This window comes from Cellulomonas sp. A375-1 (genome assembly GCF_001040865.1).
Lineage (GTDB): Bacteria > Actinomycetota > Actinomycetes > Actinomycetales > Cellulomonadaceae > Cellulomonas > Cellulomonas gelida.
Genome location: NZ_LFKW01000105.1, coordinates 639 through 12086 on the forward strand (window position 1 = coordinate 639; position 11448 = coordinate 12086).

The following is an 11448-nucleotide window of genomic DNA, read 5'->3' on the forward strand; positions in this document are numbered from 1 at the left end:
AACTCGTACGTCACGCCGGACTCGGACAGGAGGTCCATGGTGTTGATCACCGACTGGTAGGCGAAGTCGGACACGTCCCCGGTGTAGATCCGAGCCAGGCGCGTGTGCTCGTTGACCGCGTCCGCGTCGAACTGCGGCGCGCCGAAGAACAGCCCGCCGGAGAATGCGCCGATCCACCCGAACTCGCCCGGCCGGGTCAGCCACGTGTCCAGCGTGCGCAGCGCGCCCAGGGACAGGCCCGCGAGCGCCTGGTGGTCCGGGTCGGACGCGATGTTGTACTTCGCGCGTGCCGCGGGCGCCAGGTTCTCGAGCAGCTCGGCGGGGAAGTCGGGAACGTTGCCGTTGCCCATGACGACGACCATCGGGACGATCGCGCCGTCGAGCGAGTGGTGGTCCATGATCTGCACGGCCCGGCCGACCTCGACCCAGTCGCCCCAGCTCTGCCCGCCGCCGTGGTTGAGGTAGAGCACGGGGTACGGCTCGGCGCGGTCCGCGTCGTAGCCGGGCGGGGTCCAGACGTAGGCGGACCGCTCCTCGTCGGCCACCGCGCTGTCGTAGGTGAGGACCGACAGCTCACCGCCCGTGCCTGCGGGCACGTCGCTGAGCATCCGGTCGGTCTTGCCGGGCACGAACAGAGGGCTCACCCCGGTGAGGGTGTTGACCGTGTCCTCCGGGTCCTTCTCGTCGACGCCGTCGACCACGTACCGGTAGTAGTAGAAGCCGTCGAGCGGGCCCATCGAGACCCGCCAGCGGTCGCCGACCTTCGTCATCGGCACCCGGAACCACGCGCCGTTGGGCGCCCAGTTGGCCCACACCGTGACGTCCTTCGCGTCGGCCCACTGCGTGCCGGTCTCGAACGTCACGATGCCGTTCTCCCCGACGTGCGGGAGCGTGATCGACCCCGGCGCGGGCGCGGTGTACGGACCGTCGAGCGGCAGGTGGCCGTCCCGCGGCTCGTGCCCGGGGTCGTCCTGGAACACGCGGGAGACGAAGTCGCGCAGGCCGGAGCGCCACGCGTCCCACGTGCCGCCGTGTGCGGGGTCGACACCGTCGAAGTCGTGCTCGACGCCGGCGCTCGTGAGCGTCTTCAGCAGCGCGTCGTTCAGGTTGTACGACGGGTCGAGGACGTTGCCGACGTAGATCCGCAGGAGGTCCGTTCCCTCGTTGATCTCACGTGCGGTGGACGCACTGATCGAGCCTCCGAGCCGGCCCGAGAACGACCCGACCGCACCGAACGTCCCGGGGTCGCTGCGCAGCACCGTGAGCGCCTGCTGGGCGCCGTCGCGGATACCGGCGACCGCCTGGCCGTGCCCGTCGGCCGCCACGTGGTAGGCGTCCCGCGTCGCGTCGACGACGCCGTCGAGCAGCTCGGTGCGTGGGTCGGAGCCGCCCACCTGCGCCATGACGACGACCATCGGCTCGAGGCGACCCTCGGCCGCGAGGTTGTCCAGCACCTGCGGGACGCGGCCGAGCTCGGCCCACTCCCGGTACGACTGGTTCCGGTCGGCAAGCAGGTAGAGCACCGGGTACGGATCGACGCGGTCCGCGTCGTACCCCGGCGGCGTCCAGACGAGCGTCGTCGCCTCGTCGTCGGTCACGGGGCTCTCGTACGTGAGCTCCTCGACCGTCCCGCCCGATCGCAGGTCCGCCATCCACTGCACCGACGGCCCCGGGACGAACAACGTGCTCCACGCCGGGTGCGAGGTGACCGCGACGGGGGTGCCCGGCGCGCGGAAGGAGTGCTTGGTCCGGTCCGACTCGGTCGCCGTGTACTGGTAGTAGTACAGGCCCGGCGCAAGGGGCCCCACCGTCGTCTGGTAGTTGGCACCGCTCGGGTCCATCGCGAGGTCGGACCACGTACCGCTCGGCCCGATGTTCCCCTGCAGCTCGAGCACGGCCGGCCGGGTGCCGACGATCTCCTCGACAGCAGCCTGCGGGGCGGTGAACCGGTGGTAGCCCTCGGGGATCGTGGACACCCACGGGTCCGCTGCCGGACCGTCCGCCGCGGACCCGGCGGACGGCAGGACCGTCGCCCCCACGACGAGCGCGGCCCCGGTCATGATCGCCGCCGTACGTTGCTGCTTGGCGCGCGGGTTGCGCGGCCCCCTGCGAGTCATCCGCATCACGTGCTCTCCTCGGTCGTCGACCGGCGGGAACGCGCAGGCGGGCCCGTCCCGGCACGTGGCCGGAGCCGCGCTGCCTTCCCCCCGGAAGGAACGTGGGCGCCGGCGGCGTCCACGACGTGCCAACCTCGTCGGGCCTACACCGATGTAGAACCGACACCCGATCCGACCCTCGCGAGCGGCGACGGGATTTCTACACCGATGTAGGAGCACCGCCCGGCCGCTTCGCTGCGATCTCGAAGTGGGATGTCCGCATCGTCGCGGTACGCACCGATTCGCGTCAAGCGGTAGCGACCGCGCGACCCTCGCACCGCTCGATCCGCTCGTCGCGGTCGCACCAGCGTGGGCTGCGTGGCCGTGGATACGCTGCTCGCCATGGCCGCCGGCACCGAGTCCGCGTCGCGCGACGTCCTGCGCGCCACCTCCATCGTCGTCCGTCAGTCGACGACACCCGCCTCCGACGCATGACACGCGTGTTCCGCACCCGCACCCCGGCTCCGACGTGGGAGCACGGTCTCCTCGCCGGGAGCGGGCGCCTCGGGGCGGTGCTGCACGGTCCCGCGCAGCGCCAGGTGATCACGCTCAGCCACGAGCGCTTCTTCGTCCCGGTCAACCCGCGTCCGCGGGCGCCGGACCTACGCCCGGTGCTCGACGACCTGCGCCGGGCCGTCCTGACGGGCGACGCAGACCACGCCGGCGACCTCCTCACCGAGGGTCTCGCAGCCGACGGGTACCCCGACGGACTCATCTGGACCGACCCCCTCGGCATCTGCGCGACCCTGACCCTCGCGGTCGCGGGTGTGACCCAGGAGCTCTCGCGCTCCACCGACCTGTCGCTGGGCGAGGTCGCCGTCGACCTGCGGGACGGGCGCGACGGCCGGTGCGCCGTGCGCGTGATCACGCCGCGGGACGACGAGACGGCGTGGGTGGCGATCGAGTCGGACCACGAGGTCGTCGTCGACCTGGCGCTCAGCCTCGGCGGCGCGCTCGACACCGCCCTCGACACCGGTGGGGCCGACAGCTCCGCGGCCGTCGCCGTGACGCTCGTCGGCGGACGCGACGGCCGGGTCGAGGCGGTGACCTCCGAGGCGATCGCGACGGTCACGGCGCGCGGCGCAGGCCCCTGGGAGCACGGTGCGCAGTCGCTGACGTCCCGGCTGGTGGTGCCCGCGGGCGGTCGTCGTACCGTGCGCCTGGAGGTCGCCGTCCGGACGTCGGGCGGCACTCCCCCGTCACCGACCGGACCCACCGACGTCGACTGGACGCAGCTGCGCCGCGGGCAGGCCGCGACGCACGGACGGCTGGTCGCGGCCTCGACGCTCGACCTGCGGGCCCCGAGGGGGCGCTCGACGTCGCACGACCCGACGACCGAGGAGGTGTGGGCGGCGGCGCGCGCCGGCGACGCGGGCGCTCGGCTGCGCGTCGTGGAGATCGCGTACCTGTCCGGCCGCGCGCACGCGATCGCCGCCACGGGTGACCTCCCGCCGACGCTGCAGGGCGTGTGGCAAGGCACGTGGCGACCGGCGTGGTCCGCCGACTACACCCTCAACGGCAACCTCCAGAACGGCGGGATGGCCGGGCTCGTCCCGACCGGGACGCCCGAGCTCGCGCGGTCGCTGCTGACCCTCGTGCTCGCGCACCTCGACGACTACCGCGAGAACGCCCGGAGGGTGTTCGGCGCCGACGGGATGCTGCTGCCGTCGCGGATGTCGACGCACGGCCGCGCCAACCACGTGCACGCCGCCTACCCCCACGTGTTCTGGACGGGGTGCGGAGGCTGGGTGCTGCGGCTCGCGGCGGACCTCGTCTCGACGACCGGTGACCGGACGCTCGTGGACGACCGGCTGTGGTCGCTCGTCGAAGGCGTCCTGCGGTTCGCGGAGACCGCGACGGTGCTCGTCGACGGACGGCGTCACGTCGTGCCCGCGTACTCGCCCGAGAACACGCCCTCCGGCGCGGGCGGGCCGATCACCTCCGGCACCACGATGGACGTGGCGATCCTGCGGGACGCCGCGCGGGCGAGCGCGGTGCTCGCCTCGGCGCGGGGCGACCACAGCCTCGACGCCCGTTGGTCGGCGCTCGCTGCGTCGCTCCCCTCCTTCCGCGTCACGGCCGACGGGACGCTCGCGGAGTGGATCGACGAGCAGTGGCACGAGGAACCCGCGCACCGCCACGCCTCTCAGCTCTACCCCCTCTGGTACGAGCCGGACACCGCGTTCGTCGGATCCGCCGGAGCGGCGCTGCGAGCGGCCGCGCTCGCGACCGTCCACGCCAAGCTGGCCTGGCGCGCCGCGGACCCGACGCCACCGCCCGGCCGGATGGAGATGGCGTTCGGCCTGGTCCAGGTCGGGCTGGCAGCCGCAGCCCTCGGGGACGCCGAGGCGGCGCTGCAGTGCGTCGAGTGGCTCGCCGTCGACCACTGGCGGCCGGCGCTGACGACCACCCACGACGCAGGGTCGATCTTCAACCTCGACGCGAGCGGAGGCCTGCCCGCGCTCGTGGCGGCGATGCTGCTCGCCTCGACGGCCGGCACCCTCACCGTGCTGCCGGCGCTGCCGAGGGCGTGGCCGTCCGGCACGGTCACGGGCCTGCGCGCACGTGGCGGCATCGTCGTCGACCGTCTCGCGTGGGACCCGGGCGGCTGCACGGTGACGTTGCGCCGGCTGCGAGAGGCCGCCTGGTTGGCTCCCGAGCCCGGCGTGCTGCTGGAGGCGGGACGCCCGTTCACCACGCCGGGGACGGTGCTGCCTGCCGGGCGCGTGCGCGTGGGGGTGGACGCCACCACCATCCGGCTGCGGTGGGCCGACCCGGACGAGGGCTCAGGCCTCTCGTGACCCCGTGAGCACCTGACCGTCGGCGCGGACGGCCACCACGGCGGCGGCACCGTGCTGCGCGGCCCACGGCACGCCGTCGGGGCCGAGCGCCAGGACGCACGTGGCGAGCACGTCGGCGGTCGTGAGGTCCGCCGCCACGACCGTCGCGGACAGAAGACCGGTCGCCGGTGCGCCCGTACGCCCGTCCCAGACGTGCTCCCCGCGCTCGTAGGTGCCGGATGTCGCGACCGCACCGTCGCGCACCGCGAGCACCGTGAGGAACGCCGTCGGGTCCGCGGGCTCGCGCACGCCCACGGACCAGCCGCGCCCGGGATCGGGCTCGCCGCGCACGACCACGTCGCCCCCCGCGTTGAGGCAGAACGTCGTCATCCCGGCAGCGACCAGCGAGTCGGCCGCACGCTGCGCGGCCCATCCCTTGACGACGCCGTCGGTGTCGATCGTGCCGTCAGGCCGCCAGATGCGGAACGCCCCGCCCGAGGCCGCCTCGAACCGGGCCGCGACGGCCAGGACCTCGCGCAGGTCGGCGCTCGGCTGCTCGCACTCGCCGCGACCGTAGCGGCTGACCTCGCTGTCGGGGCGGAACCGGCTGAACCGACGGTCGGCGTCGTGCATCCCGTCGAACGCCGCGCGGGCCGCACGTCGCGCGCGACCCTCGTCGTCGTGCCGGATGTCCACGGACATCGGGATGCCCATCACCAGGTCGACGTGCCGCACCGGCTCAGCCTCGCTGGTCGATCGCGGACTGCACGGACGTGGCGTAGGCCTGCGACGTGTACGTGGCCCCGGAGACGGTGTCGATCTGCGCGGACTGCGCGGCGACGACCTCCTGCGCGAGGATCGGCGTGGCCCAGCGGTTGATCTGCACGCTCTCGCCGTGCCCGTCAGGAGACTGCAGCGTCTGGACGCTCGCGATCTGGCCGCCCGCGAAGGTCACCGCGACCTGGACCGGCCCGTACCGGGTGTCGACCGCGTCCCCGACGACGGTCGCGGTCCCGTCAGTCGTCGGGGAGGCGTCGGGGGTCGACGCCGCGTCGCTCGACGAGCCCGACGAGCCCGACGATGCGGGAGCCTCCGCGGACGCGCCGCTCGACGACGAGGCCCCCGACGGGGCCGACTCGCTCGCGGACGCCGCGGACACCGCCGCCTCGGGCGCGGCGAGCGCCCCGAACTTCGCGAACCCCGCGGCACCCATGGCGGCCACCGTCCCGGTGAACAGCAAGGTCCCACGCCAGCGCTTGGTCATGACTCGATCTCCTCGTGGTGGATGGCCGCGCGGGGCACGCCCAGCGCACGGGCGGACCGGACGACGGCCTGCGTCATCGCGGGCGGCCCGCAGGTGAAGACGTCGCGCGACGCGATGTCCGGGACCAGCGCCCGCAGGTGCGCGGGATCCAACGGGTCGTAGCCGAGCTGCGCACGCCGGCCGGGCACCGGGACGTAGCGCAGGCGGGGCGAGCGCGTGAACTCGTCGCGCAGCGCCAGACCGTTCTCGTCGTGCGCGCGGTGGACGACCACCAGCTCGTGACCGCGCGCGAGCAGGTCCTCGGCCAGGGCCCGCACGGGCCCGACACCCGCGCCGCCCGCGACGAGCAGGACCGCGGGGTTGGCGGCGCGGTCCGCCGTGAACCGCCCGAACGGCCCCTCGACCTGTACGCGAGTCCCGGGCCGCAGGTGCGTGACCGCGGACGAGTGGTCCCCGAGCGCGCCGACCGTGAAGCGCAGCCGATCTCCCCTCGGCACCACCGACAGCGAGTACGGGTGGGCGGTCGCGCGATGACCGCGGGCGAGGAACCGCACGAGGAAGAACTGCCCGCCCCGTGCGCCGAGCGTGGCCACCCCGCGGCCCTCGACCCACACGCTCGTGAGCCCGTGCGCCTCCGGCACCACGGCCGAGACGCGCAGCGCCAGTCGGCGGTGCTCGAGCAGCGGCAGGACCACCCGCCAGGTGAGCAGCGCGGCCGCCGTACCGGCGTAGAGCAGGATCCACAGCACCCGGGCCGCCGGCGAGTCGACGAAGTGGCTCCCGCCCGCCAGCTGGTGCGCGAACGCGAGGTACACCCCGACGTACACCGTCAGGTGCACCGCGAACCACGCCTCGTACGAGAGCCGCTCGCGGGCGAGCCGCGCGCTCGACAGGCCGACGCCGACGAACAGCACGGTCCCGACGAGCGCGGGCCACAGGTAGGGCTGCCGCGCGAGCACGTCGGGCACCTCCGACCACAGCGTCAGGCCGTCCAGCAGCGACCCGCCGACGATCATGAGCGCCACGTGCGTGAGCACCAGGAGCACCACCGACGTCCCGAGCGAGCGGTGCCACGCGACCAGACGGTCGAACCCGACCGCCCGCTCGAACCACGGCACGCGGCCCACGAGCAGCAGCTGCGCGCAGACGAGGGCGGAGGCCAGCAGCCCGGCGAGCTCGCCGAACGAGGCGAGCATGCCGCCGGGCGTCGCGCCCGCGGCGGGCGGCGTCCCCGTCCACCACAGCGCCACGACACCGGCGACGACCAGCCCGAGCGCCGGCAGCGCGCCGGGACGCCAGCGCGGGCGACGCGACGCTGCCGCGCGGGTGAGCTCCGGGGCCCAGGTGGTGGTCGTCGCCATGACGCCGAGTGTGGCGGGGCGAACTCGGAGGACTCTTCGAGGAACCTGGGAGTTCGCCGGACGTCCGGGCGCGCCCGTGGAGGGCGACCGGGGCGTCAGCCGGGCAGGTCGCGCGGCTTGAGCGGGTCGAGCACGTCCAGCTCGTCGCCCGGGCTCGCGGGCGGGTGCGCCGGGGGCGGGCCGCTGCGACCCGGGAGCAGCACCTCGGCGGCGTGGTCAGCGAGCGCGAAGCCCGCCGAACCGTACAGGTGGAACACCGCGTCGGCGCCGTGCCGCTCGAGCTCCGCGACGTCGTCGTCGTACCGCGCGACCGCCGCGACCCTGCCCGTGAAGCCCGCCGCCTGCAGACGGGTCAACGCGATGAGGTTCGCGTTGTGGAACGGCATCGCCAGGACCGCGACCTTGACGCGGCCGGCGCGCTGCACGCGCGTCCAGAACTCGAGGTCGGTCGCGTCCGCGCGCACCACCTCGTAACCCTCGTCCTCGAGCGCGACGACTCGCGTCCGGTCGTGCTCGACGCCCACGACCGACAGCCCGTACTCGTCCCGCAGCCGCGAGTACGTCGAGGCGCCCACGCGGCCGAGGCCCAGGACGAGCGCGTCGGCGTCGCCGATGTCGACCAGCCGGTCCTCGGGGTGCAGCCGGTCGCTGTCGCGCACGGGCAGGAGCCGCGAGAGCCGGGTCGCGAGCTCGACGCCCCGACGGTTGACGATCGCCGAGAGCCCGAAGCTGAAGGCCACGGCAAGCGAGACGACCACCACCCACTGCTCCTCGAGCAGCCCGGAGCTCGCCCCCACCGCCACGACGATGATGCCGAACTCGGAGTAGTTCGAAAGGACGAGCCCGCCCAGGAACGACGTACGGCGCCGCAGCCGCATGAACCACAGCACCACGGCGTAGGCCGCGACCTGGAACGGCAGGAGCAGAAGGAGCAGCAGTGCGAGGGAGACCTCGAGCAGGTGGGGCGTGCCGTGCAGGCCGATCTGCACGAAGAACGCGACGAGCATGAGGTCCTTGAACGTCATGAGCGAACGCGACAGCTCGCCCGCCTGCGGGTGCGACGCCAGGAGCACGCCCACGACGAGCGCACCGACGTCGCCGTCGATGCCGACGAGCTCGAAGAGCCCGTAGCCCAGCACGACGGCGACGAACACCCCGAAGAGCGCCTGGAGCTCACCGTGGCCGACTCGGTTCCAGATCCGGTGCAACATCCAGGACCCGGGGATCAGCAGGAACAGCAGGAGCGCCCACGGGCTCGGCGCCTCGCCGCTGGACATCGACAGGAAGACCACCGCCGCCACGTCCTGCATCACGAGCACGCCGATCGCGATGCGGCCGTAGAGCGAGGTCGTGTCGGAACGGTCGTCGAGCACCTTGACGACGAAGACCGTCGACGAGAACGACAACGCGAAGCCGACGAGCGCGAGCGCCCCGAACGACTCGTCCGCGACGAGCCCGAAGCCGACGACTGTCAGCAGACCGAGGAATCCCAGCGCCATCGCGACGCTCAGGACCATGTGCACGACGCTCGTCAGCCAGATCTCGCGCCGCAGGAGGGTGCGCACGTCGAGCTTGAGGCCGATCGCGAACAGCAGCAGCACCACGCCGAAGTCGGCGATCGCCTCGAGGTACGGGAGCTCGGGCGCTCCCCCGGCACCGAGCGCGAAGCCCGCAGCCAGGAAGCCGACCAGCGGGGGCAGCCGCAGGAGCACCGCGAGGAGCCCGCCGACGACCGCGGCGCCGAGGTACAGCGCGGCGGCGGCCATCAGGTTCCTCTCGACCGGGCACGAACGGGTGGCTCCATCCTGCCCGGTCCAGCGGGCGTCAGGACACGGTCAACGCCCGCCCCAACGCAGCGTCCATCGCTCCGATCGGCGCGGGGTGGCCCGTCATGAGGCGGACCTGCTCGGCTGCCTGGTGCAGCAGCATCCGCTCTCCCCCGACAGCCGTGCCGCCGAGCTCGACCCAGCGTGCGTGCAGCGCCGTGGGGCGCGGGTCGTACGCCACGTCGAGGAGCACGCCGGTCACACGCCCGTCGACGGAGGCCGCGAGCGGGTCGGCCGCGTGGGGGGGCAGCGTCGAGACGACGACGTCCGCGTCGGCCATCGCGCGCGGTGCGTCGTCGAGAGGGCGCAGCACGGGGTTCACCCCCATGCGGTGCGCCGCTCGCAGCAGCCCGCCCGCGCGCGCGACCGAGCGCACGAGGACGAGAGGGCTCGTGCACCCGAGCTCGGCGAGAGCCGCGAGCGTCGATGACGCTGTCGCGCCCGCGCCGAGCACCACCGCACGCTCGACGCTGCGGTCGGGCCCCAGGCCCTCACGCAGCGCCGCGACGAGCCCGTGCACGTCGGTGTTCGCCCCGACGAGCGTGCGCGCCGTGCCGGTGCCCTGGAGCAGGACCGTGTTGACGGCGCCGACCACCTGCGCGAGCGGCTCGACGTGGTCCAGCAGCGGGATGACCGTCTGCTTGAGCGGCATGGTCAGGCTCAGCCCGGCCCACTCGTCCGACAGCCCCGCGACGAACCCCGCGAGCTGGTCCTCCGTCACGTCCTCGGCCCCGTACGACCACGCGTCGAGCCCGAGCGCCGCGTAGGCCGCTCGGTGCAGCGTGGGCGACAGGGAGTGCGCGACGGGGTGGCCGAGAACGGCCGCCCGTCGCGCGACTCCTGCGCTCACTGAGGGTTCTCTTCGAGCCACGCGTTCAGGTCGGCGACGCACTGGGCGTGCTCGGCGTCGGTCTCGCTGAACACCGTGACGCCCGTGTCGAGGTTCGGCGTGCACCAGTACATCCAGTCACCGTCCGCCGGGTTCAGCACGGCGTCGATCGACGCCGTCCCGGGCGACGCGATCGGCGTCGGAGGCAGGCCCTTGAGCCGGCGCAGGTTGTACGGGTTCGTGGTGTCGTCGAGCATGGCCTGCGTCAGCTGCGTGCCGTTGACGCCCGCGCCGTAGGCGACGGCCGCGTCGATGTCCAGCCGCCAGTCCTGCTCGAGCCGGTTCTCGATCGTGCGCGCGATCTTCGGCCGGTCCTCGTCGAGCTTGCCCTCGCGCTCGACCAGGGAGGCCTTGATCAGCACCGTCTCTCGGTCCTTCTCGGCGACCCCGCGGTCGGTGAGCACCTGCACGGTCTTCGCGGTCATCGCGGACAGCACCGTGACGGCGTCGTCGTCCGGCTGGATCACGTAGGTGGCCGGGAAGAGCCAACCCTCGAGCGAGCCGTTCGCCTCCTTCGGCAGGCCGATCGCCGAGCCGTCGCCCACCGCCTTCTCGACGTCCTCGACGGGCACGTCGAGCTTCTCGGCGACGACCGCAAGGATCTCCTCGGCCGTCTTGCCCTCGACCACCGTGAGCTTCGTCTCGACGCGCGTCGCGGGGTTGAGCAGCGACGTCACTGCGTCGGCCGCCGGGATCTCCAGGAGCATCGAGTACGTGCCCGGCTGGATGCCGGTCGCGCCCGGGTTGGCGGCGTACGCGGAGACGAAGGCCGAGACCGAGGCGACCACCCCGGCGTCCTTGAGCGTCTGGCCGATCGCCTTCCCGGAGTCGCCCGGGTTGACGACGATGTCGACCGAGCCGTGACCGGGACCGGGGAAGTCCGTCGCCGACGCGCTGTTCCCCGAGGAGTCGAACATCCCGTCGAGCATCGACCACACGAGGTACCCCGCGCCGCCGACGAGCAGCAGGACGACGAGAACCACCCAGGTCGTACGACGCCGCCGCGCCTTGCGCGCGCGCTCGGCACGGGCGCGGCCGTGGCCGCGGTCGCGGGAACGGCGCGCCTCGGGAGCAGGCGTCTCGCTCGCTCCCGGACGGGCCGGGGCCCACCACTCGGTCTGACTGTCGCTCACGTGCGTCTCCACATCGTCGGCCGTACCGTCACGGTCGTC

The 11448-nt window shown here is 73.6% G+C and carries 8 protein-coding genes; 1 reads left to right on the forward strand and 7 read right to left on the reverse strand.

Translation table 11 applies throughout. The annotated features are described in order from the left end of the window. A partial coding sequence (locus CWIS_RS11090) for an alpha/beta hydrolase-fold protein (protein ID WP_197080829.1) occupies window positions 1-2117 on the reverse strand: 2117 nt, incomplete at its 3' end. Window positions 2118-2587: 470 nt separating this feature from the next. Between CWIS_RS11090 and CWIS_RS11095 the strand changes: the two genes are divergently transcribed. Further along, window positions 2588-4957 carry a glycoside hydrolase N-terminal domain-containing protein gene (locus CWIS_RS11095; protein WP_053071680.1) on the forward strand — a complete coding sequence of 790 codons (2370 nt, stop codon included), beginning with the start codon at window positions 2588-2590 and terminating at the stop codon, window positions 4955-4957. Here CWIS_RS11095 and CWIS_RS11100 read toward each other — a convergent pair. From CWIS_RS11100 to mltG, 6 genes are all read right to left on the reverse strand, one after another. Beyond that, window positions 4943-5671, reverse strand: coding sequence for an FAD:protein FMN transferase (locus tag CWIS_RS11100; RefSeq protein WP_229747559.1), 729 nt, complete (start codon window positions 5669-5671; stop codon window positions 4943-4945). The two genes, CWIS_RS11095 and CWIS_RS11100, sit on opposite strands and share 15 nt — an antisense overlap. Window positions 5672-5675: 4 nt before the next feature. Next, the gene (locus CWIS_RS11105; RefSeq protein ID WP_048343362.1) at window positions 5676-6200 is read right to left on the reverse strand and encodes an FMN-binding protein; all 525 of its coding nucleotides are present in this window, start codon (window positions 6198-6200) and stop codon (window positions 5676-5678) included. Next, window positions 6197-7561: a ferric reductase-like transmembrane domain-containing protein gene (locus CWIS_RS11110; protein ID WP_053071681.1), complete on the reverse strand. Its 1365-nt coding sequence runs from the start codon at window positions 7559-7561 to the stop codon at window positions 6197-6199. Before CWIS_RS11110 ends, CWIS_RS11105 begins: the two co-directional genes overlap by 4 nt. A 95-nt stretch (window positions 7562-7656) precedes the next feature. After that, window positions 7657-9327: a cation:proton antiporter family protein gene (locus CWIS_RS11115; RefSeq protein ID WP_048343363.1), complete on the reverse strand. Its 1671-nt coding sequence runs from the start codon at window positions 9325-9327 to the stop codon at window positions 7657-7659. Between the two features lie 58 nt (window positions 9328-9385). Next, window positions 9386-10237 (reverse strand): shikimate dehydrogenase, encoded by an 852-nt coding sequence (locus CWIS_RS11120; protein WP_048343364.1) that lies wholly within the window; start codon window positions 10235-10237, stop codon window positions 9386-9388. Then, window positions 10234-11409 (reverse strand): endolytic transglycosylase MltG, encoded by a 1176-nt coding sequence (gene mltG / locus CWIS_RS11125; protein WP_048343417.1) that lies wholly within the window; start codon window positions 11407-11409, stop codon window positions 10234-10236. The genes CWIS_RS11120 and mltG overlap by 4 nt, the downstream gene beginning before the upstream one ends. Window positions 11410-11448: the final 39 nt, after the last annotated feature.

Coding starts and splice junctions, on each gene's coding strand:
- CWIS_RS11105 (WP_048343362.1), bottom strand. CDS start 6,200: ATGACCAAGCGCTGGCGTGGGACCTTGCTGTTCACCGGGACGGTGGCC.
- CWIS_RS11110 (WP_053071681.1), bottom strand. CDS start 7,561: ATGGCGACGACCACCACCTGGGCCCCGGAGCTCACCCGCGCGGCAGCG.
- CWIS_RS11115 (WP_048343363.1), bottom strand. CDS start 9,327: ATGGCCGCCGCCGCGCTGTACCTCGGCGCCGCGGTCGTCGGCGGGCTC.
- CWIS_RS11095 (WP_053071680.1), top strand. CDS start 2,588: ATGACACGCGTGTTCCGCACCCGCACCCCGGCTCCGACGTGGGAGCAC.